The organism is Streptomyces sp. NPDC059718, from assembly GCF_042733315.1.
GTDB lineage: Bacteria > Actinomycetota > Actinomycetes > Streptomycetales > Streptomycetaceae > Actinacidiphila.
In genome coordinates this window covers 17,515-38,499 of record NZ_JBHWGA010000043.1, presented here as the reverse complement: position 1 = coordinate 38,499, position 20,985 = coordinate 17,515, and the positions used below count along the sequence as shown (strand labels likewise).

The window sequence follows — 20,985 nt, the reverse complement described above, 5'->3', positions numbered from 1 at the left end:
ACTCCTAGCGTGACAGGGGGGCGGCCTTCCCCCACTTCTTCATAACCCCAAACCCAAACAAACACACGTGCGGCGGGGGGGCGCTGGCGGCGCCCCACGGCGTCATGCCGGCCCAGGACAAGGCGCGGACAACGTCAAACGCACACCAACACAAACAGGACGGGCCGACTATGGATGCAACCAGCAAGTGAGCGACAGAACCAGTATCGAAGCGTTCCGTTTCGCGTGACGAACCAGCCTCTGCCATGATCTGACCCCACGTCGGCTCAGGGCGTAGCGCTAGCCGGGCCGCGCACGCCCCGTTGACGTCATCACGGAGGAACGCATGGACTTAACACTTGCCCAAACGGTGGCGGCCAAAGTCGCCGAGGGCGCCCTCGGAGCTGCGAGTTCCCGCGCCCTGGACGCCCTGCTCGACATGATCCGGCAAAGGTTCCGCCGCGACGGCGAAGCACTGTCCGCGCTCGACACGGCTACAACGGACCCAGAACCCCTGATCGCGGCGCTGTCGCTGCACATCGAGCGAGACCCGGACTTCGCCGAGGATCTGCGCGACTGGCTCAGGGACACCGAAGCAGATCAGGGCGCTGTGCCCGCTTCAACGCTGCGGCACAGCACGCAGAACACGATTTCCGGCACCGTCCATGGCCACGTCATCCAGGGCCGGGACCTCAAAGGCCGCTTCAGTTTTCGTGGCCTCCGTGGCCGGGGGGAGTAGCAGGTAAGTGAGCGTCGACTCCTCCTCCTCGCCCGACCGCACCAGCAACGCCATCAGCGATGGTTCACAGATCAGCGGCAACGCATACCAGGCCAAGAACATGCACTTCGGTGCACGTTCGACGGGGATTACCCTCATCGCTCTCGCCGGCGTCGTCGGACTGACCTTCCTTGGCTTCACCATCGCCGGTTCGGGACCGGCGGGTGGTTCCTCACCGGCTGCGGCGGACGCGCCGAAGTCGCCGACCGCATCCACCAGCGCATCGCCCCCGCCCAGCTCGCTGCCCCCCTCCCCCAGCACCCCGGCAGCGTCTGCACCCGCGGCACACCAATCCTCGGAGCCGGCTCAGGCCCGTCCCTCCGGTGGCGCAGGCGGCGCTGCTCCCACTGCGACAACAGACGGCTCCACCACGCAATGCCGAAGCCACACTCCGACGAGCATCGGAGGCATCGCCACCGCCAACCCCTGCATCAGAATCGAGAGCAACAACAAGATCTACATCTACGACAACTTCACCGCCCAGAAGACAGGCCAGTTCACCCTGTTCATCTGGCTCATCGACGGTACCGGCACACCCATCCGCAAACAGATGCGAGCCTGCCCGATCAATTTCAAAAGCGTTGGCCAAACGCAAGCATGCTCCCTCCGCGGCATCACCCCTCCAGGACCCGGGCAATGGGCAGCTGCCGTGACCGCCGAGGCCGGCACTCACACACAACCTGGCCTCTGGGACTCCCCATACAAGGGAACTCAAAGCGGAGCCGTAGTCTGGGATCCCGCTGACAGCTAACGGCTTGGGGAGCGATAAGAATCTGGGCAGGCTCGGCTGAGCAATCCGCCTGGGATTGATCAGCAGGACGTCGGGCGGGCGTCGGCGGCGAGGACGAGTTCTTTGCTCGTCTTGCGGCGGGTGGCCCGGCGCGCTGACCGGTCGGAGACCAGGCCGACTATGGCGGCTTGGGTCTCGGCGAAATCTTCGCGGCGGCCGGTATAGCGCTGCTGGGGCCGCCACTGCTTGTACTCGGCGTTGGCGTGCTCCACGCAGATCCGGTCGGCGGACTGTGCTCGGCGTTCGTGCCGCCAGGCGTGCTGTTCGCCGAGGGTCGCGTCCCTCTTCGGCTTGCGGGGTGGGGCGGCGACCTGTTGTGGGAACTGGTTGGCCAGGCCTCGATAGCCCTCGTCGACATGCACCTTGACGCCGGGGCGGCAGCGCAGCTGCTCGGCGATGCCCTCGGTGCGCACCGCGGTCTGGTCGTGCATCCGTCCTGGCCGCGCGACCCCACAGAACAGGGTGCGGCCCTGGCCGTCGCTGAACGTGGTGGTCTTGATGGTGTTCTGCTTGCGCTTGCCGGACACGAACGCCTTGCGGCCCGGACGCCCGGCCTTCGGGCGTCTCACCTGCACGTCGGTGCCGTCGATGCGCAGCTCGACGTCCTCGGCCTCGGCGTAGGCGAACACGTCCTCGATGGTGCGCAGCCGGATGCCGGGCTGGTCAGGCACGGCGAACCCGCGCGCCGCCAGCAGCGGCCGGACCTGCCGGATCGCGGCGGACACCGTGGAGCGGTCCACTCCTAACAGCACAGCCAGGGCCGAGTGCCGAAGATCGTGTCGCAGGTGCGCCAGCGTGGCCAGCACCCGGTCGACGAACACCAGACGATGCTTCGGGCCAGCACCGGCCTCGCGGCGGCGATCGCCGCCGCGCCGCTCCCGCAGCGCAGACTCCTGCTGCGCCTCCCATGCCGGGGCGAGCTCAGCGACGAGTTCGGCAAGATGCTGTCGGGATATGCCCGATAGGGCAGGATGAGACAAGGCCGTGCGGGCTGATGACTTCACATCCACGGGCGCCGCGCCTCGCGCCGCCTAGGCCTGCCGCCGCTCCCACTGCTCCTTCGTGATCTCGTACCGCACACCCCCGTGCTCGGAACCCTCGACCGCCATCATGTCGTCCGGCGTGGGGATGCTCTCCGCGAGCGTCATCCCGAGCTTCTTCATGACGTTGCGCGAAGGGCGGTTCACGGTCATCGTCTCGGCCCAGACCATGCGGATGCCGAGCTCGGCGAACCCCTTCGCCAGCAGCGCCTGCGAGACCTCGGTGGCGTAGCCCCGGCCCCAGGCCGCCTGGCGCAGGCGGTAGCCGAGTTCGGCCTCCTCACGCGGGCCGCTGCGCAGCGGACGCAGGCAGAACCAGCCGACGAACGCGCCGCCGTCCTTCTCGTACGCCGCGAACAGGCCGAGGTCGTGATCCCAGCGCTCGTAGCCGGCGAGGATGCTGGGGATGACGAGGTCACGGACCTCCTCCGGCGGGGTCGGAGCGCCGCCGGTCAGGTAGCGCATCACCGCCGGGTCGCTGTCCAGCTCGATCAGCAGGTCCGCGTCGGCGGCGGCGAAGGGGCGCAGGGTCAGGCGCTCGGACTCGAGGTAGGTGGTCACGTGAGGATCATGGCCGAGACGGGTCTGACGGTCCAAGGCGTTTTCGGGCTGCGTCTGTCACCGGGGCTGGAGGAGCAACAGCATGGCACTGCCGCCTGCACGTCACGGCCAGGGACCCGCCTCTATCGCTCCCCAAGTCGTAATGTCGCAGGGCTCCACGCAGTAGCCCGTCCCGCACCGGTCAGACGGCCAAGGCTCCTTTGGCACCGGTGGCATCGGTGACGGTGAGCACACGGCGTAGGTGCTCTGCGCGCCCACGACGTAGCGCGTATCGGCTTTGCTGATCGGTCGTACGAAGCGCTGTGGGGCCCGGGATATTCGGGCCCCACAACGCATCCGCACCGCTGACCACCGCGTTCACCGGCGAGATTTCTCAGGTCGGGCGAAGATCAGCGCGAGCACGGCCAGGCCGACGACGACGATCCGCATGGCAGTGAAGCACCGAGCCGGGAGCGATGCCCGCGAAGGTCGGAGAACGCCTGGCCGATGGTGACCGCGGGGTTCGCGACGGAAGTGGAGGCTCTCGGCGACGTGCCTTGCATTGGCACGCTACGGCTTCGGCTGTGCTCCTCTGGGCGCAGCAGCATGACCTATCACCCGGTACATGCCGATGGAGTCGTGCGTGGCGGTGTCGGCGAAGCCGAACTTTTCGTAGAGGTGGCGGGCGGGGCCGTCCGCGATCAGCGAGACGTAGGCGGTGGCGGGGGCCCGGCGCTCCAGTTCGTCGGTGAGAGCAGCCATGATGCGCCTGCCGAGGCCGCGTCCTTGGTGTCCGGGGTGAACGCATATGTCGACGATCTGGAACGCGGTACCGCCGTCACCGATGATGCGCCCCATGCCGATCGGCTGCCCCTCGTGGTGGACGAGCACTCCGTACCAGGTGTTGGGCAGGGCAAGCGCAACCGCCTCGGGGGCTTTGTCCGAGAGCCCGGCCTCGGTGCGCAGTCGGCGGAAGACCTCGTCGGAGGGCACACCGGGGCTCAACTCGTAAGGGTCGTACACGCCGGTCTCTTTTCTGGTGCGGGCGGGTGTCGGCTTTGGCCTACTCGTTCTTGGCCGGGATCAGCCACGGGGCGATGACGGCGGAGGCTGCGGCCATGCCCGTGGCGGCGAGGAACGCGTTGTCGAATCCTGAGGCGGCTTGGGCGACGCCCGTGTGGACGGCGATGCTCGTGGCGGCGGCGGTGGACGCGGCCGCGGCTCCGATTGAGGCGCCGAACTCGTGGAAGGTGCTGACGATGCCTGACGTGACCCCGGCCTCGTGGGGTGCGACGCTGGCGAGTGCGGTGGTGGAGGCGACGACGAAGAGGGCGCCCAGTCCCGCCGCAGCAACGCTCACGCCGGTGACCATCGCGGTGGTTCCGGACCAGAGCACCGGTACGAGGAACCCGGCCGCTGCCACGGCCAGGGCGGCCACAGCCAGCAGTCGTGCTCCCATCCGGCCGATCAGGGTGCCGGCGACGGTGGCGGCGGCCATGGTCAGCAGCGCCACCGGCAGGAACAGCACGCCGGTCATCAGGGCACTGTGGCCTTGTCGGTCCTGGAGGTAGAAGGAGCCGAGGAAGAAGACCCCCACCATCAGCGCGGTGGCGACGGCGATCACGAAGGTGCCCGCCACGACCGGGCGCCGGCCGAGCAGGCGCAGGTCCATCAGCGGTGCGGCCGCCCGGCGTTGCCAGGTGGCGAAGGCGGCGTAGGCGGCGGCTGCTGCGGCAACCAGGGCGATGGTGGCGGCGTTGACCCAGCCGTGGTCGCCGGCACGAATGAGGGCGTAGATGAGGGCACCGGTCGCGGCGGCCACCAGGGCGGCGCCGGGTATGTCGAGCGAGCCGGTGGCCGCGCGCGGCAGGTGGGGCAGGATCCGGGCGAGCAGGACGAAGACGATCACGCCGACGGGGACGTTGACGAAGAAGACCCAGGCCCAGCCAGGGCCTGCGGTGATCAGTCCGCCCATCAGCACGCCGAGGGCGGCTCCCCCGCCACCGAGTGCCGACCAGATGCCCAGCGCGCGGTTTCGTTCGTCGCTGTCGAACAGCCGCACCACCACGGACAGAGCGGCAGGCGAGAGCATCGCGGCGCCCGCCCCCTGGACGATCCGGGCGGTGAGCAGCAGCGGGGCGCCGGTGGCCAGTCCGGCGGCCAGGGATGCGGCGGTGAAGACGGCAAGGCCGGCCAGGACGACCCGCTTGGGGCCGAACAGGTCGGCGGCCCGGCCGCCGAGCAGCATCAGGCTGCCGAAGGTGAGGGCGTATCCGCTGACCACCCAGGTCAGTGCCGCGCGGTCCAGGCCGAGTTCGGCGCCCATGTGAGGAAGTGCGATCGCAACGACGGTGATGTCGAGGATCAGCATCAACTGGGCGAGTCCCAGCAGCCCCAGGACTGGCCAGCGCATCGGATGCGGTGTCTGCGATGCGCTGTGGGTGGTTGTTTCCGTGTCTCTCATGACGCTCAACCCCTCATCACCAAACCGTACAGCGATGTTCAGGTTATACACGTGGGAGACCCAAACCAAACAGGGTTGTTCGAGTTCTGAGGTACCGTGGGCACATGAGCAGCAAGAGCACCACCAAGCGCGCCGACGCTCTGCGCAGCATCGAGGCGATCGTGCAGGCCGCGGCCGAATGCCTCGGGCGAAACCCGGACGCGAGCCTGAGCGAGATCGCGCGGGCCGCGGGTGTGGGCCGGGTGACGCTGTACGCGCACTTCACCTCCCGGGCGGAGGTCGTCGATGCGGCGATGAGCCGCGCCCTCGACCGGGGCAACGAGGTGCTGGACGCCGTCGACCTGACCGGTGATCCGCTGCTCGCCCTGGAGCGCTACATCGATGCCGGCTGGCACCTGGTGGATCAGGCGCAGGCGCTGCTCGTCGCCGCCCAACGGGAGCTTCCCGCGGGACGTATCCGGGAGTTGCACGCCGGGCCCGCCGCCCGGGTCGAGGCGCTGGTTGCCCGCGGACGGGCCGAGGGCGCCTTCCGTACGGACCTGCCCATCGCATGGCTGGTCAATGTCCTGCAGGCGGTCATGCACAGCGCGACGGAAGAGATCCGCGCCGGCCGTCTGAACCCCGACCGCGCGGCCGGCCACATCACGGCCACCGTGCTCGCCGCCTTCACACCGCCGGGCACCCCGGTACCCGAGCCCCGCGGCGGAGCCTGACACCGGCGGCCCTCCGCGAAAAGCTCACCGGCAGTTCCAGAATCAGCCCCAGATAGCGTGTAGGCATCTGGATGGCGTCCCCGGACGGCTGCCGTCCCGCACCGCTGCTCACCCAGTTGTCCCCAACCAGCACCCGCAGAACACGCCTCGTCGGTCGTCGGGCCCGAGGTGACGGTGCCGCCGAACTGGTCGATCCAGTTCCGGATCCACCCGGCGGGCGGGTCGTCGGCGGAGAGGGGCTGTGAACGGTGAGGTGACTTCGGATTACTTTGCGGAGAGCCGGGTCTGTGTCGCCCGGTAGCGCGATGGCGAGATTCCGTATCGGCTGGTGAAGGCCTGGCGCAGCGTCTCGGTGGAACCGAACCCGCACCGAGCGGCCACGCCCGCCAGCGGAAGCACGGTGGACGAGAGCAGGTGAGCGGCCGCCTCGGTGCGGGCCTGGCGTACGAACCGGGCCGGCGGCTGCTCGAGGTGTTCCACGAACAACCGGGTGAGGTGGCGCGTGGTCACACCTGCGCGAGCCGCCAAGGCCGTCGCGTTCAGGTCGTGGTCCAGATGGCTCGTTATGTGCTCGACGAGCTGTCGGACCACGTCGTCCCTGGGCGGCGGAGAGGCGGTGAACAGGCTCATCTGTGCCTGGTTTCCCGGCCGCTGCAGGTAGGTGACCAGATCCCGCGCCACTTGGCGAGCGAGCTCGGCACCGTGATCCTCCTCGATGAAGGCAAGTGTGAGATCCAGGGCGCTGGTGATGCCGGCCGCCGTATAGACGTTCCCGTCGCGGATGTAAATGGGGTCGGAATCCACGGTGATCTGCGGGTGTTGTGCGGCAAGCTGGGATGCGAACCGCCAGTGCGTGGTGGCGCGGCGCCCGTCCAGCAGTCCGGTGGCGGCCAGGATGCCGGCCCCGGTACACACCGATGCCACCCGGCGGCTTTCTCTGGCCAGGCGGCGGACGTGGCCGACGAGCCGCGGGTCGGCGGCGGCCCGCTCATGTCCCAGGCCGCCCGACACGATCAAGGTGTCGAGCGGACCGGTGAGTCGTTCAAGGGATTGCTGACTTTGCAATGTCAGGCCCGAGCCACAGGTGATCGGTTTGCCGCCCGGACCTGCCACACGGACGCGATAGGGGCGGGCGGGAGTTCCGAGCCGATTCGCCATCCCCAGGCTCGTGGTGACGCAGGCGATGTCCAGCAACTCGGCCGAGTCGTACCCGACGATCACGATCAGACGTTCGTCCACGCGGCGACCCTACAGCGAAGCGACAGGCACCCCAGGATTCCGGACATCTCATGGGCCGCCGCCTTCTCGTGGGACCGGCCTGACCAACAGTGGAGCCATGACAGACACCACCACTTCGGGTGATCCCTTGATGATCGGCTCCGCTCAGGACGACGAAGCACCTTCCACCTGCGGACGGGACGGTTCGAAGACCGCCACCGCCGGCGTCGTGGCCATGCTCAGGCACCGATGGCCCACATGGCTCGCCCTCGTGTTGGCGGTCGCCACATTCGCCGACGGCCTCCCGGCTCTGGAGTTCCTGGCGTGGCTCCTCGTCGTCATGTCGGTCTGCTACCCGATCTTCGGGGCGCTGCGCGGGGAACTTCGCAAGGCAGGCGCGCTCGTGCTCCAGATGGCAGGGCTGCTCGGCTTCGGTGCCCTGGCCATGGTGGCGCTGGCAATGGATCACGGCCTCGGCTGGTACGTCCTGGCGACCGGTTGGCTCGGGCACGCCGCCTGGGATCTGCTCCACCACCGCACCAAGGCGGTTGTCCCCCGGGCGTGGGCGGAGTGGTGCTTCGTCGTCGACCTGCTCGGCGCCGCCGCGATGATCTTCATTCAGTAGCCGTACGGTCCTGGACCCCGGCCGGGAGAACAGCCGGCGCCTGGACCCGGTCGTCGACCGGGTCCACGCCCGCCTCGGGCCGGGCACCGTCACCCGGGACGCATTCGCCCACCGCCGCCAGAGCGCCTGCCCCAGGGCGGCCCCGGTAGGTTTCGCGCGGGGCGCTCGTTCAAACTCCCCACTTCGTTGAACGCTGGACGAAGTAGGCCGTCTGCACGGGCCTCTTCGGGCCGCTGCACACGGGCTATCGGCGCATGCTCCTTGGTCGGGAGCGAGACCGGACGACATACCGTCCTACGGACGGGATGTCGGGATCCGACGCGGATCGGCCCCGCGTCCGATCGGGTCGTCTTTCTGCTCGGCCCATGCGCGCCTGATGCACCCGGCTTCCGATTGAGCCATGAATGAAGCGATAAGTGGGATTAATTGCCGCTTGTCACTCCATCGAGCTCGAAGGAGACGCAGGATGCGTCGTTTCAAGGCAATGGCGCCGATCGCGGCCACGGCGCTCGCCGCGGTCCTCGCCTACGGACCGCTCGCACAGGCCACCTCCCCGGACCGCGACCCCGGCCCGCATGGTGACGGCGAGAAGGTCATCACATTGGACGACTCCGTGAGGGAATTCGCCACCACCGACCTGGGTGGCCGGGGCATGAGCCTCGGCGACGAGGCCATCGGCTTTTCGGACTTCTTCCAGAACGGTCGCAAGGTGGGCACCGGCGGCTTCGTCTGCACCGTCGTCAGCCTCCAGAGGAGTCTGCGGCAGTGCGAATCCACCCTCCGGCTGACCCAGGGCGACATCACCCTGCAAGGCTTCGCGCCTTTCATCGTCAGCTTCCCGACCAGGTTCACGCTCGCGATCACCGGCGGTACCGGCGCCTACCGCGACGCCCGCGGCTATATGGACGGCGTCAACATCGACTCCTCACATGCCAGGCTGACCGTCCACCTCACCAGGTGACCTCCGGGCACCGCTCGCCACGCCCCGGGGTGCGGCGGAACCGGCACGCAGGGGCGGCCCAACCCTGCCGCACTGCTGCTTGACGCTCCGCGTCCGGAAACCGGGACCGCTCTCCAGGCCCTGCGCGCCAAGCAGTACGGCGGCGAGGCCTCGGCTCAACTCCTCATCGACGAAGCCGAAGTGATCGAGGGGAGCTGGTCGCCGCCCAACAGGAAGGCCGGGCACCGGACACGGACCTGATGCGATGGGTCTGGCAGCAGATGCGGGCAGCGGCGGTTCCCGCGGCGATCGCCGTGGCCGGAAGCACGACAGGGGACCTGGTCACCCAGCTCGGTCAGTCGAACGGCGCCTGACCGATCCGTCTATCCCTCCCATCCCCGCGCGACCTCCGACTGCGGAACCTTGCTGCCCTCACGCTCGCAACGATTCTCGTCACACGCTCCAGAAGGAAAGGCCCAGGCCGGAAGATGGCTTCCCGGCCTGGGTCCTGTGCCGTCCAGAGCAGTAGAGCCGTCCGCAGCGTCCTCGTCGTCCTTCGCGGTCAGCCGGTTACGGCGCTGTGGGCTGCTCGGCCTTCCCGTTCACCGCGGCTGACGGTGCGGTGAACGGGCCGACCTGCCCAGGCTGGTACTCGCCATCAGGCCATGCAACGGGCGAAGACCTGCACAGTGCCTGAGGTCTTCGACTCGTTCTGGAATGTGATCTGCCACTGCGTGGCGCTCATCGCACGGTTGTCCGTCACGTCGATGCTGGCGGAGGACACCTTCCAGCCACCGCTGATGGCATTGGTGCCCGCAGGGCAGGTGACAGTGACGGCCTTGCTTTGGTTGGCCGCAATCGACCCCACCGGACTGTTCACGGTGTCGGGGGACGAGGCGGTCACTTCCACAGCCAGCGCAGGGGACGCCAGGCTGAGAGCCAGCGCGGGGGCGGCGGCCAGAGCGAGGAGCTTGGTGCGGGTCATGGTTCGACCTCCTTGAGTGGCTCGCGCATTCGCAACGAATCGAACGCACGACCACCAGACTGAGCGGGGCGGAAGGGAACCGCCATTCGATACCCCCATAAGAGTGAAGAAATGCCTACCATTGTTTATTGATCGTGGCCGAGTGGGGAAAGCGACCGCCGACTGAGCGCTGATGCAAGGCCGTTTGCCTGGCTTCTTTGGCCGGTCCAGCCTGGCGCTTGCTCGAACAGTGCCTGGCTCAGGACGGTGCGCATGCGTCGCTGCCCGATGGCGGTCCCGATGTCAGGCCCTGACGGGTCACCGCGCAGGCCTCCGCAGAGGACTGCGGCCGGGTGCTTTTGCAGCATGTCCCACATCTGGTCGGTCATCCGCACTGCACCGGCGTCGAGGATCTCCCAGACCCCGCGCAGAACACCCCGAGGTCGGGGAAGGGGAACATTTTTCACCGCACGCACATCGTCGGCGACAAGGTGGGCGGCGACTGGGTGAACGAGAACCTGTTCACCGGGTTCTCGCGCATGAACAAGAGCGGCATGCGGCGTTGCGAGATCAAGATGGAGCAGCAGTTCGCGGCCGGAAAGCGGGTCATGTACACGGGCAAGCTCAACTACAGCCACACCGCGGGAATACCGGACAGCATCACCATGTCCGCCTACACCGAGGACGGAGTATCGTTCCACAGCGTCTTGGTCCAGCACAGCACGGATTGGCAGAGGACATGCTGAGGGTCGAAGAGCTGGAGGCCGCGCTTCCGTCGATGACACGGTGGCGTGTGCCTGGTGGGCGCAACGTGGACTGGACCGCTCTCGAGGCGACCCTCGGGACGGCGCTGCCCTCGGACTTCCGCTCTCTGGCGGAGGCGTATCCGGTCTTGGTCGTCGACGACTTCCTGATGGTCTCCGCTCCCCGGCCCGGCGCCGAGGCGTCATGGGCGTCCGCGTCCAGGGAGGACGAGATCCTTCAGGATCTGTACGAGATGGGCGACACCGAGGGCTACGTTCCCTTCCCGCAGCCGGGAGGCCTGATCTCCTGGGCGGCGTCCTATTCGGGGGACTCCTTCTACTGGCGGACAAGCCCTGCGGACCCGGACGCGTGGCCCGTGGTCGTCCGCGGAGACAACGGCGACTGGTCGGAGTTCCCGGTCGGCGTTGTCGAGTTTCTGGCCGGCGTGTACGGGCGCACCATCCACGTGCCGGGCATGCCCGGGGACTTTCCCAGCGACGACCCGCAGGTGCTGGGCCTGAGCGATCGCATCGACTGATCGGCAGCTGATCCGCAGGCACATGTGAACAGCGATCGCCCCCGGGGTCGAAGCTGATCGGGCTCGTTGACCGCCGACACAGGGTCTCGTTCCAGTAGTCGGCGCTTGGAAGTGGGACGAGCGACTGAGGCACGGCGCCGGCCCAGGGCCCGTCTCGATGAGGTGCACCAGCGTCCAGGTGGCCCCGTAGTAGTCGTCGGGCGTTACAGCAGACGGGAGATGGTCCGGGGAGGCTGTACGACCGGCAACTCGGCAACGCCGAGACCCTCTCCTTACGGGTATGAATTTCCGGAAATAACAGGACGGTCGCTGCGCGGTCGGCCGAGCTGTATCCTCCGCGTTCGTGCAGACCAGCCCCCGTTCCGATGCGGCGTCCCGAACCCAGGCGCGTCGCGGCGTGCCCCGCGAGACCGCCGCCACGCGACCTGTCTTCGTCGACCCCTCCGGTCGGCGGCAACGACGGGTGCGCCGACTCGGCTGGCTGCTGGCTGTGCCCGCCGGCGCGTACGTCGCCCTGCTGCTGAGCGCCGCCCTCGGGGGTCCGAGGGTCTCCGCGCCGTATCTTCCGCTCCCCGAATCCGACCACCGCCCGGGTGTCTCGGAACCCGGCGTTTCCGGGCCCGGCCGGGGCTCACCGACCCCGGTGAGCAGCCAGGGCAGCGCGCGACCCAGCCGTGCGGGGACCAGCACGACCGGAGCCGATGCCCGTCCGGCGCCCGCCGCCACGGCGACCGCGGTGGCGGTCACTACGCCTCCGGCCTCGGCGCCCAGCGCCAAGCCCTCCCCCGCGACGACGCCACCGGCTGCCCAGGCGACCCACGGCAAGAGCACCGCCACTCACCCCGCCCCGGCCCACAGCACTGGTGGCGGCCGCCCCTGACCCGGGCAGCTGATCCGTCGAAGAGAGTCCCCGATGCCGCACGCCCACACCCGCACCGCCACCCCCCGTTCCCGCAGACGGGGTGACCGTCGGGGAGTCGCACGCAACACGCCGCTGCGCACCCACTGGCTGCTGCTGACGGTGCTCGTCCTGACGCTCAGCGCTGCCCTGCTCATCCAGGGCTACACGCAGCACATGTTCGGCATCAGCGACGACTCCGCATCGGCCGGCGGCCCTTCCGACCACGTGCCCGCCGCCGTCACCCATGGCGGTCCGGTGATCGACAGCGCGGCAACCGCGCCCCGCACCGCCCGCCCCCGGCCGCACACCATCGCCCTCACCTTCGACGACGGCCCTGACCCGACGTGGACGCCGAAGATCCTGGACGTGCTGCGACGTCACCACGTCCACGCCACCTTCTTCGTCGTCGGCACCCAGGTCGCCGCGCACCCGGAGGTGGTCCGACGCATTCTCACCGAGGGGCACCAGCTCGGCGTCCACACCTTCACGCACGCCGATCTCGCGGGCATCCCTCCCTGGCAGCGCTCGCTCGAGCTGCGTGAGGCCCAGCTGATGCTGGCTGGAGCCACCGGAAACACCAGCTCGCTGCTGCGCCCGCCGTACTCCTCCACCAACGAAGCCCTGGACAACCAGGATTGGGAGGCGATCCAGGAGGCCGGAGCGGACGGCTACCTGACCGTACTGAGCACGCTCGACAGCCAGGACTGGCAGCGACCGGGGGCGGACCGGATCGTGTCCAACTCCCTGCCTCACGGGACCGCCGGCCAGATCCTGCTCATGCACGACGGCGGCGGGAACCGAGCCCAGACCGTCGCCGCCCTCGACCGGCTGCTGCCGAAGCTCGCCGCCCGCGGTTTCACCGTGACGACCGTCGGTGCGGCCGTGAACGTCCCGACGGCCGTCAAGCCGGTCGCGGCCAAGGACCACTGGCTGGGCCTCGGACTCATCGCGGCACTCGACGGCAGCGAGTGGGCGCTGCGCATCCTCGGCTGGCTGCTGTACGCGGCCGGAGCGCTCGCGCTGTTGCGCGCCGGTGCGGTGCTGCTCGCCGCCCGGCGTCACATCCGCCGGCGCGGGACCGCGTGGGGGCACCCGGTCACCGCGCCCGTCAGCGTGATCGTGCCCGCCTACAACGAGAGCGCAGGCATCGAGGCCGCGGTCCGCTCGCTCCTCGCCTCCGACCACCCCGTCGAGGTGATCGTGGTGGACGACGGCTCCACGGACGGCACGGCCGACCTCGTGGAAGCGCTGCGTCTCCCCCACGTCCGCGTCATCCGCCAGGCGAATGCCGGTAAACCCGCAGCCCTGAACACCGGGATCGCCGCCGCCTCGCACGACCTGCTCGTCATGGTCGACGGCGACACGGTCTTCGAGCCCGATGCGGTCCGCATGCTGGTGCAACCCCTCGCCGACCCGCGGGTGGGCGCCGTCTCCGGCAACGCCAAGGTCATCAACCGCGGGGGCCTGCTGGGCCGCTGGCAGCACATCGAGTACGTCGTCGGCTTCAACCTCGACCGTCGGCTGTTCGATCTCGCCGAGTGCATGCCCACCGTCCCCGGGGCCGTCGGTGCGTTCCGGCGTGAAGCGCTGCTCCGGGTCGGCGGCGTCAGTGACGCCACGCTCGCCGAGGACACCGACCTGACCATGGCACTGTGCCGGGACGGCTGGCGGGTGGTCTACGAGGAGAACGCGATCGCCTGGACCGAGGCGCCCGCATCCCTCGGGGCGCTGTGGCGGCAGCGTTACCGCTGGTGCTACGGAACGCTGCAGGCGATGTGGAAGCACCGGGGCGCCCTCGTCCAGTCCGGCGCGGCAGGCAAGCTGGGCCGGCGCGGCCTGGTGTATCTGCTGCTCTTCCAGGTCCTGCTACCGCTGCTGGCACCGGTCGTCGACATCTTCGCCATCTACGGGCTGATCTTCCTCGACCCGTTCCGCATCCTCGGACTGTGGCTGGCGTTCCTGGCCCTCCAGGCCGCGATGGGCTTCTACGCCTTCCGCCTCGATGGCGAAAGCTCCCGTCCGCTGTGGAGCCTGCCCCTGCAGCAGTTCGTCTACCGCCAACTGATGTACCTCGTGGTCATCCAATCGGTCGTGACCGCGACCGCGGGATCGCGGCTGCGCTGGCAGCGCATGGAGCGCTACGGCAGTCTCTCGGTACCCGTCCAGACGCCGACGCCGGAGCCTGGACCGGCGCAGCCCGTCTCCGCCGCCACCGCCACCGGCCTGGCCGACTCCTGGATCCGCGAGGCCCGCTCCCCCGGAGGTACGGCCGACGTTCCGTACCTCCACAACGGGCGGACACCGGGCCTGAGCCACGAGCACGGCGAACCGTCCTGGGACACCCGACCCGGCTGGTGACCCCTCTGGTGGTTCGGCCCGTCAGCGTTTGGCCGCCGCCCGGATGCTCTCCTCCACGTCAGGAGTTGCGCGGAGCAATGAGGCCGGATTCGTAGGCCAGTACCACGAGTTGGGCGCGGTCGCGGGCGTGGAGCTTGGTCATGGCCCGGTTGATGTGGGTCTTCGCCGTCAGCGGGCTGATCACCATTCGGTCGGCGATCTGGTCGTTGGACAGCCCCTGCGCGACCAGGACGACGGCCTCGCGTTCGCGGCCGGTCAATTCGGCCAAGCCGGTGCCGGCGACGGCGGGGATCGGCTGGGTGACGTAACGGTTGATCAGCTTGCGGGTGATGGACGGCGCGAGCAGCGCGTCACCGCGGGCGGCGACACGCACAGCGTGCACAAAGTCGTCCGGCACGATGTCCTTCACGAGGAAACCGGCGGCGCCGGCACGCAGCGCGTCCAGGATGTACTCGTCCATCCCGTAGTTGGTGAGGACGACCACGTGCACCTGAGCCAGGGCCGGGTCCGCGGCGATGCGCCGGGTGGCCTCGATGCCGTCGACGACCGGCATCTGGATATCGATCAGCACGACGTCGGGCAGGTGCTGTTGGGTCAGCGCCAGGCCCTCCGCGCCGTCGGCGGCCTCGGCCACCACCTCGATGTCGTCTTCGAGGTCGAGGAGTGCGCGGAATCCGCTGCGAATGAGCGGCTGGTCGTCGACCAGCAGGACACGGATCATGAGGTGTGGTCCACGGGGAGTTCGGCTCGGACGGTGAAGCCGCGATCGCTCCGTGGCTGTGCGAGGAGCTGGCCCCCGAGGGCGGTGACGCGCTCACGCATGCCGAGCAGACCCAGGCCGTGCTTCGGCACTGTGCCCGGCGTGGCCTTGCCGTCGTCATCGACCTGGATGGCGAGTGAGTCGGCCCGATAGTCGATGCGGACCGACGCGGTCGCGGCGGAGGCGTGCCGGGCGATGTTGGTCAGCGCCTCCTGAACGATCCGGTAGGCGGTCCGGCCCACCGCGGCCGGCAGGTCGGTCCGCTGTCCCTCGATCGTCAGCGTCGTCTCAAGGCCCGCCCTGTTTGACTGCTCCACCAGCTCCGGGATGTGGTCGAGCCCGCGGGGCGGGGTCGTGTCGTCATCGCGCAGCGCCTCCAGGGTGGCGCGCAGTTCCCGTGTCGCCTCACGTCCGGCTTCCTGGATGGCCAGCAGGGCCTCGGACACCGGTTCACCTCGTCTACGGGCGACGTGAACGGCGACTTCGGCCTGCACCTTGATGATCGAGATCTGGTGGGTGAGCGAGTCATGCAGCTCCCGCGCGATGTGCAGGCGCTCCTCATCCGCACGGCGCCGCGCGGTCTCCTCCCGGGTGCGCTCGGCTTCGTCCGCCCGTCGCTCGGCCTGCCGCAGCGCCTCCCCCGCGGCGAACGCGGCGATCAACCAGGCAACCTCGAGGACGTGGCGGGCCTGTGCCAACGCCTCGCCCGCAGGCCCATCGTGGAAGACCAGGGCAGTGAGCTGAAGAGCGACCAGCATGGTCACGGACGCCGCCACGGTGACGGCTCGGTGCCCGGCCCGCACCGCGCCGTACACCGCGACCAGGTACGGGACGGAGAGCACGTCAAAGCCGGCCGCCTGATACCCCACCGCACACAGCCCGGTGATGACCAGGACGGTCAGCGGAGCGCGGCGACGCGCGGCCAGCGCGAGGCCGCCGGCCGACAGCAGCACGTAGCCGATCACGTCAGGGTTTGTGCCGGGGTGCGCCTTGGGCAGCCCGGTGCTCAGCAGCAGGGCCGCCACACCGAGGGCGATCGCCCAGTCTCCGACACCGGCCGGGACGCCGAACCGTCCTTTGGTCATACGCGCACCTTAACCGGATGTCGCTGCGGGCAAATCCCGCTCGTGGACGAGCGGGACGCTACCGCGCCCGCAGTATCCGCACGGTTTCTGCCGCATCCGCAGCAGGCGTCTGCGGCATGGGCGGCAGCGCAAAGTGCCTGCGTCTGCTGGACGACCGGCGGTGCGGTCGGCAGACATGCTCAAGGCACAGCGACACCTTGAAATTGCCGTGCAGAAGGAGAGAGACATGAGCGCATCAGACGTCTTGATGGCGGCTGCCGAGGGCGGAGTCATCGGCGATGGGCGGACCGGGGCCAACCTGGCCCTCGGGGTGGGGCTGGCCGGCGTGGCCATCGGCTGGCTGGCCCTCGCCCGTGCCGCCGCACGGATCAGCACCGGCAACGCGCGCACCGGCGCCATGTCGGCCATGGCGGCGGGGCTGGCCGGCACGATCCTGGCGGTGCTGCACCTTGCCACCTCCAGCGGCGGTCCCGGCACCGGCAACGGCCTCGTCGGAGCCATCGCGGCCATCCCATTGGGACTGATCGCCATCCTCCTCGGCCTCCGGGCGCTGACCCGCTCCCGCCGCACCGTACCGACCGGCTGACCACAGCGAATCCGAGCGCGGCCGGACACGGTCAGCCGCGCTTCGCGAGCCCGCGCCTGATGCCGCCGGGCCGGACCGCGGGGAGGACGCCGTCGACGGCGAAGCCGACGCAGGCCTGCGCGTCCACCCTGCGGGACCACGGGAGGCGCCCGCGGATACCGACCCGGACTGGACGCGCCGGCTACGAGTCGTTCAAGCTCGCGTGACAGCGTGGGCAGGGCGTCACGTCGGGCATACGGAACGCAATCTCAACCTCACGCGGGGTGAGCCAATCACCGGCTGCGTCCGGGCAGTCACCGCGGTGGACCACACCACGGAGCGTCCCGCCTCTGGGTACGTGCTGGAGGCGAAAGCCGACTGCAAAGGAGCCCTCGCGTTCTGCTGACGTAGGTGCGGAGGGCTCACCTGACTCTTCGGTCTCGCGGATCTTGGCGTCGACCGCGTCAATCTGTAGCTGCAGGTAGAGGCGGATCACGTGCAAGGCATCCAGATCAGGAGGCAGGTCACCCACATGACAACTCTAATGGCGGTCAGTGGGTTGAGCGAGCGGAGCCGGAGGGGCACCCCTCCAGTGACAGCCACTCGGCGACGAAGTGCCCCGCCCGAATCGTCCAGTTGTCAATCGCCTGAGTGAGAACGGCAGTTGCCGCAGGCCCTGTTGTCGGCGGCAACTTGTTATGCGACGCGGTGCCTCTCGAAGCAGATGAAGCTGTGGGGCCGGGCGTGCGGCTGGCTGGGCGCAGGCACGCGGTGCCCGCGGTAGCCAGGACAAGTGGGGCGACCCCGCCGTGGACAGGGCGGTGCCGGTTCTGCCCGGCACCCGGTCACTGGGCCGCCAGCTGAGCCGCCTGATAGGCGTCCCACAACGGCTGCACCACCGTGCACTGACGAGCCGCACCATCCCGGCACGTGGAGCACGAGGTGGCATGGTCCAGCCACGCCCGGTACGCCGCCTGAACCGCCTGATTCACCTGCGTCACACGGGCCCGAACCACAGCACCGGGCCCCGAGCCGGTCTCCAACCAGCGCTCCGTGAACCCGGACTCCCCCATGACCAAAAACTCCTCAACCTCACCGGATCCCGCATCCGGCCGGCCCCAGCAGCAGACCCCCAATGTATCGACACGTTGCCCGGCACATCTCGAACTGCCGCATCATCTGCACATCTCCGACGACTTGACAGCGCAACTGGCCGGATCCTTTCGCCCCGTATCCCCTGCGGCAACGAGGAACCCGACTCGCGCGATCCCCGACGGGCAGCACCTGGTACGGGAGCACGAGCGCCCTGGCTCCCCTCACCCACTGCACCCGCCCCGCGGCCCCGCACCAGACCGGGCGGCCCAGGCCTGGGGCCTGGCCCATGTGCCACGCGCCCGCCATCGTTATGGGACGCCGGCAGCACACGGGACGTGCGGCCACATCAGAACCAGGGCCGGAAAACGCGTCCGGGAATGCTGATGGGGCTCCCGGGAAGCGTCAGCCCAGCCCGAGCCGGGGTATCTCCCGTCCCGGGGAACGGTCCATCACCATCAGCAGGCCCGCATCACGGGTCCTGACGTAGGCGGCCTCGTCAATGACGTCCAGCTGGAACCACACCGCCTTGGCACCGATCGCCACGGCCTGGTCGGCGATATCCCCGGCGAGGGCGGAGTTGACGAACACGTCCACCACATCCACCGCAAAGGGGATCTCCGTCAGCGACGCAAAACCCGGCTCGCCGTGCACCGTCTCGGCCTTCGGGTGCACAGGCACCACCCTCTTACCCAGGCGCTGCAGCTTCCCGGCCACGCGATAAGCGGCCCGTTCGGGATTGTCAGACAAACCCACCACAGCCCACGTGTCACCGACAGCAGTAAGAATCTGTCGGATCGTCGCATCATCGCCGTACACCGTCATACCCGGCACCCCCGTCCGCGCTCCGCATCGCTTACCGCCAAGCACAGGGTCATGGGAAGGGCCAGATCCTTGGACTTCATCTGCCACATGAAGCAACCCTAACCCGCCGGAATACTGTATGCAATGATGCGTGCTGTGCTCACCCCGCGAAACGGGAACCAGTGGTGCCGGGTCCGCCACCCGCCGCCCGCAGCGGGTGGGGACCAGGGCGGGGTGGTTCAGTTCAGCTCCCGGACCGCTCGGAGGCCAGCAGGTCGCACAGTTCGGCCACCGCCTCGCGGAGCCTGTCGGCGAATGCGCGCATCTGGTCGGCCACCGGCAGCGGTGTGCTCAGGTAGAGGTGGAACCGCTCGGGCAGCAGGACATAGGCGACTCCGATGCAGCGGCTGCTGGTCGACCCGAAGCCGAAGTACTGGATGCCGGCGGACGGGGCGGAACTGGTGCTCAGGTAGTCGTCCCGCATCGTCAGCCAGCCCGGGGTCCGGTACAGCGCGGGCTGCTCGGTCACTCCCAGCTCTGTCCCGCGCCGGCGCTGGATCAGTTCCAGCTCCCACAGGTGCTGCTCGGGCACCTGCCCGGCCTGACATTCTTTCGCTCGCTCCACATGCCCGCCTGCGGCGGCCCGGAACGCGGCGCGCCGGGTCGCCGCGTCCGCCGACGGGTCGTCCATCACGGTCACGAAGGCGCGCATCTCGGGGGTGACGACGCGCATCGCCTCGGTCCGCCCGTGGCGGTACTGGCGGGTGGCGATCGATTCGTACGTGGCGCCCAGCAACCCCTTGGCGCGCCAGTGGGCGAGCTGGTAGGCGACCTGGACGAAGGCGTCCGGCGACACGCCCAGCGCCTTGGCCGTGTTGCTGCCGAAGTCGCTGAAGGAGACGGTGGTGGTGGCGGTGTTCTCCCCGTAGGCGGCGAACGCTTCGGCGGCGGAGCGCACCTGGGCGCGCAGGGCGTCGTCGAGCTCGAACACGATGGGCTCCAGGGCCGGTTGGCCCTGGGGGCGGGCTCCTGACTGGCGGGACTGCTCCTCGGCCGGGGTGCCGAGCAGGGCGTCGGTGAAACTGAGAATGGTGGTGCCGTCCAGCTCGCAGTGTTCGACGTTGATGCCTGCCCGTCCGTCGGCGAACACGATCACGGACACGGCCTTGTCGAACCAGCGGTTGCCGCGGTCTCCGTAGAGCAGCTCGTCGCAGGCGTCCTGGACGTCCGCGGGTGCGAAGTCCTCCAGGCAGACGCAGAACAGCGCGGTCTCGATGTCGTCCAGTGCCTGCGCGTTGGACGGGTGGCGGGCGAGGAGGGACTCACGGGTGGCCGCCCATTCGGCGCGGGCCATGGTGGTGAGGTGGCCCACCGAGGTGTCCGGGCCGGCCGGCTCGGAGCCGGCCTTCATCACGGCGCGCAGGCCGGTCTCGAGGTCGTCCAGGCTGTGCGGGACGCCGTCGGGGCCGAGTACGTCCAGCCGGAACATGCTGCCTCGGTGGAAGACGACGATGTGCCGGGCCGTGGACGGGCCGGGTGACTGCTCGCTGTAGGGGGCGCGGACGGTGTCCTGCTGCGCGCCGGGGATCCGGGTGGTGGAGAACAGGAACTTGTTCTGCACCATCGACTGGGGCCGGCCGCGCAGGGTCACCGGCGCGATGAGCTCCTGGTCGAGCTGCCGCTTGTAGTTGAGGGCCGAGGCGATGAGTCCGGCCGCTCGCTCCACCTGCGCCTGGCCGGTGTCCTGGAAAAGGAAGAAGAAGTTGGCGTTGAGCGCGATCCGGTCCCTGCGGCCCAGGTAGCGGTACGGCCAGAAGGTGTCGAGCCAGCTGTGGACTCCGTCTGTGGCGTCGTACTCCTCCAGCGCGGCGTGCAGCACCCGGCCGGGGCTGTCAGGCCGCAGGAAGGCGGCCACCTCCGCCTCGGTCGCTGCCAGTTCCTCGGCGGTCAGCAGCGGCGCGCACCACGCGAGGAACCTCTCGCAGCTCGCCTCCAGCGTGGGCAGCGGCACGCGCGGCAGGCCGTCCTCCTGGGCGAAGGTCGCGACCGCTGCGCTTTCCTGACTGGTGTTCAATTCTGCTCTCTTC

19 protein-coding genes are annotated in these 20,985 nt (G+C 69.2%); 9 read left to right on the top strand and 10 right to left on the bottom strand.

Annotated elements, in window-relative coordinates; genetic code table 11:
- The first annotated feature begins 325 nt into the window (after positions 1-325).
- Complete coding sequence (locus tag ACFV3E_RS35435; RefSeq protein ID WP_500538889.1) at positions 326-718, top strand: hypothetical protein; 393 nt, start codon at positions 326-328, stop codon at positions 716-718.
- A 7-nt stretch (positions 719-725) separates the two neighbouring features.
- Positions 726-1,508: a hypothetical protein gene (locus ACFV3E_RS35430; RefSeq protein ID WP_500538887.1), complete on the top strand. Its 783-nt coding sequence runs from the start codon at positions 726-728 to the stop codon at positions 1,506-1,508.
- A 59-nt stretch (positions 1,509-1,567) separates the two neighbouring features.
- On the opposite strand, the gene ACFV3E_RS35425 is transcribed toward ACFV3E_RS35430, so the two are convergent.
- The 4 genes from ACFV3E_RS35425 to ACFV3E_RS35410 form a co-directional block, all read right to left on the bottom strand.
- Positions 1,568-2,557, bottom strand: a complete 990-nt coding sequence (locus tag ACFV3E_RS35425) for a transposase (protein WP_500538885.1) — start codon at positions 2,555-2,557, stop codon at positions 1,568-1,570.
- 21 nt (positions 2,558-2,578) lie between these two features.
- Positions 2,579-3,148: a GNAT family N-acetyltransferase gene (locus ACFV3E_RS35420; RefSeq protein WP_500538883.1), complete on the bottom strand. Its 570-nt coding sequence runs from the start codon at positions 3,146-3,148 to the stop codon at positions 2,579-2,581.
- Between the two features lie 549 nt (positions 3,149-3,697).
- The gene (locus tag ACFV3E_RS35415; protein WP_500538881.1) at positions 3,698-4,150 is read right to left on the bottom strand and encodes a GNAT family N-acetyltransferase; all 453 of its coding nucleotides are present in this window, start codon (positions 4,148-4,150) and stop codon (positions 3,698-3,700) included.
- Between the two features lie 40 nt (positions 4,151-4,190).
- Positions 4,191-5,540 (bottom strand): MFS transporter, encoded by a 1,350-nt coding sequence (locus ACFV3E_RS35410; protein WP_500538879.1) that lies wholly within the window; start codon positions 5,538-5,540, stop codon positions 4,191-4,193.
- A gap of 155 nt (positions 5,541-5,695) precedes the next feature.
- On the opposite strand from ACFV3E_RS35410, the gene ACFV3E_RS35405 reads away from it, so the two are divergent.
- Positions 5,696-6,304 carry a TetR/AcrR family transcriptional regulator gene (locus ACFV3E_RS35405; protein ID WP_500538877.1) on the top strand — a complete coding sequence of 203 codons (609 nt, stop codon included), beginning with the start codon at positions 5,696-5,698 and terminating at the stop codon, positions 6,302-6,304.
- 264 nt (positions 6,305-6,568) lie between these two features.
- Here the strand turns inward: ACFV3E_RS35405 and ACFV3E_RS35400 are convergent, their stop codons facing one another.
- On the bottom strand, positions 6,569-7,543 hold the full coding sequence (locus ACFV3E_RS35400; protein ID WP_500538875.1) for a GlxA family transcriptional regulator: 975 nt from the start codon (positions 7,541-7,543) through the stop codon (positions 6,569-6,571).
- Positions 7,544-7,640: 97 nt separating this feature from the next.
- On the opposite strand from ACFV3E_RS35400, the gene ACFV3E_RS35395 reads away from it, so the two are divergent.
- A complete protein-coding gene (locus ACFV3E_RS35395; protein WP_500538873.1) occupies positions 7,641-8,147 on the top strand; it encodes a hypothetical protein in 507 nt (168 codons plus the stop codon).
- Between the two features lie 466 nt (positions 8,148-8,613).
- The gene (locus tag ACFV3E_RS35390) at positions 8,614-9,108 is read left to right on the top strand and encodes an allene oxide cyclase barrel-like domain-containing protein (RefSeq protein ID WP_500538871.1); all 495 of its coding nucleotides are present in this window, start codon (positions 8,614-8,616) and stop codon (positions 9,106-9,108) included.
- A 637-nt stretch (positions 9,109-9,745) separates the two neighbouring features.
- On the opposite strand, the gene ACFV3E_RS35385 is transcribed toward ACFV3E_RS35390, so the two are convergent.
- Positions 9,746-10,072 carry a hypothetical protein gene (locus ACFV3E_RS35385; protein ID WP_500538869.1) on the bottom strand — a complete coding sequence of 109 codons (327 nt, stop codon included), beginning with the start codon at positions 10,070-10,072 and terminating at the stop codon, positions 9,746-9,748.
- A 332-nt stretch (positions 10,073-10,404) separates the two neighbouring features.
- Between ACFV3E_RS35385 and ACFV3E_RS35380 the strand changes: the two genes are divergently transcribed.
- From ACFV3E_RS35380 to ACFV3E_RS35370, 3 genes are all read left to right on the top strand, one after another.
- Complete coding sequence (locus ACFV3E_RS35380) at positions 10,405-10,797, top strand: DNA/RNA non-specific endonuclease (RefSeq protein WP_500538867.1); 393 nt, start codon at positions 10,405-10,407, stop codon at positions 10,795-10,797.
- Between the two features lie 65 nt (positions 10,798-10,862).
- Complete coding sequence (locus tag ACFV3E_RS35375) at positions 10,863-11,333, top strand: hypothetical protein (protein WP_500538865.1); 471 nt, start codon at positions 10,863-10,865, stop codon at positions 11,331-11,333.
- Positions 11,334-12,246: 913 nt separating this feature from the next.
- Positions 12,247-14,592 carry a bifunctional polysaccharide deacetylase/glycosyltransferase family 2 protein gene (locus ACFV3E_RS35370; protein WP_500538863.1) on the top strand — a complete coding sequence of 782 codons (2,346 nt, stop codon included), beginning with the start codon at positions 12,247-12,249 and terminating at the stop codon, positions 14,590-14,592.
- Positions 14,593-14,650: 58 nt separating this feature from the next.
- Here the strand turns inward: ACFV3E_RS35370 and ACFV3E_RS35365 are convergent, their stop codons facing one another.
- Together ACFV3E_RS35365 and ACFV3E_RS35360 are read right to left on the bottom strand one after the other, a co-directional pair.
- Positions 14,651-15,313, bottom strand: a complete 663-nt coding sequence (locus ACFV3E_RS35365; RefSeq protein WP_500538861.1) for a response regulator — start codon at positions 15,311-15,313, stop codon at positions 14,651-14,653.
- The gene (locus ACFV3E_RS35360) at positions 15,310-16,437 is read right to left on the bottom strand and encodes a sensor histidine kinase (RefSeq protein WP_500538859.1); all 1,128 of its coding nucleotides are present in this window, start codon (positions 16,435-16,437) and stop codon (positions 15,310-15,312) included. The genes ACFV3E_RS35365 and ACFV3E_RS35360 overlap by 4 nt, the downstream gene beginning before the upstream one ends.
- A 226-nt stretch (positions 16,438-16,663) precedes the next feature.
- Here ACFV3E_RS35360 and ACFV3E_RS35355 point away from each other — a divergent pair, with 226 nt between their 5' ends.
- A complete protein-coding gene (locus tag ACFV3E_RS35355; RefSeq protein WP_500538857.1) occupies positions 16,664-17,023 on the top strand; it encodes a DUF6223 family protein in 360 nt (119 codons plus the stop codon).
- 1,476 nt (positions 17,024-18,499) lie between these two features.
- On the opposite strand, the gene ACFV3E_RS35350 is transcribed toward ACFV3E_RS35355, so the two are convergent.
- Positions 18,500-18,913 carry a CoA-binding protein gene (locus ACFV3E_RS35350; protein WP_500538965.1) on the bottom strand — a complete coding sequence of 138 codons (414 nt, stop codon included), beginning with the start codon at positions 18,911-18,913 and terminating at the stop codon, positions 18,500-18,502.
- Positions 18,914-19,142: 229 nt separating this feature from the next.
- Entirely contained in the window at positions 19,143-20,972 is a 1,830-nt protein-coding gene (locus ACFV3E_RS35345; protein WP_500538855.1) for a choline/carnitine O-acyltransferase, read from the bottom strand.
- Positions 20,973-20,985 lie beyond the last annotated feature (13 nt).

Coding starts and splice junctions, on each gene's coding strand:
- ACFV3E_RS35435 (WP_500538889.1), top strand. CDS start 326: ATGGACTTAACACTTGCCCAAACGGTGGCGGCCAAAGTCGCCGAGGGC.
- ACFV3E_RS35410 (WP_500538879.1), bottom strand. CDS start 5,540: ATGCGCTGGCCAGTCCTGGGGCTGCTGGGACTCGCCCAGTTGATGCTG.
- ACFV3E_RS35405 (WP_500538877.1), top strand. CDS start 5,696: ATGAGCAGCAAGAGCACCACCAAGCGCGCCGACGCTCTGCGCAGCATC.
- ACFV3E_RS35395 (WP_500538873.1), top strand. CDS start 7,641: ATGACAGACACCACCACTTCGGGTGATCCCTTGATGATCGGCTCCGCT.
- ACFV3E_RS35390 (WP_500538871.1), top strand. CDS start 8,614: ATGCGTCGTTTCAAGGCAATGGCGCCGATCGCGGCCACGGCGCTCGCC.
- ACFV3E_RS35385 (WP_500538869.1), bottom strand. CDS start 10,072: ATGACCCGCACCAAGCTCCTCGCTCTGGCCGCCGCCCCCGCGCTGGCT.
- ACFV3E_RS35370 (WP_500538863.1), top strand. CDS start 12,247: ATGCCGCACGCCCACACCCGCACCGCCACCCCCCGTTCCCGCAGACGG.
- ACFV3E_RS35365 (WP_500538861.1), bottom strand. CDS start 15,313: ATGATCCGTGTCCTGCTGGTCGACGACCAGCCGCTCATTCGCAGCGGA.
- ACFV3E_RS35360 (WP_500538859.1), bottom strand. CDS start 16,437: ATGACCAAAGGACGGTTCGGCGTCCCGGCCGGTGTCGGAGACTGGGCG.
- ACFV3E_RS35355 (WP_500538857.1), top strand. CDS start 16,664: ATGAGCGCATCAGACGTCTTGATGGCGGCTGCCGAGGGCGGAGTCATC.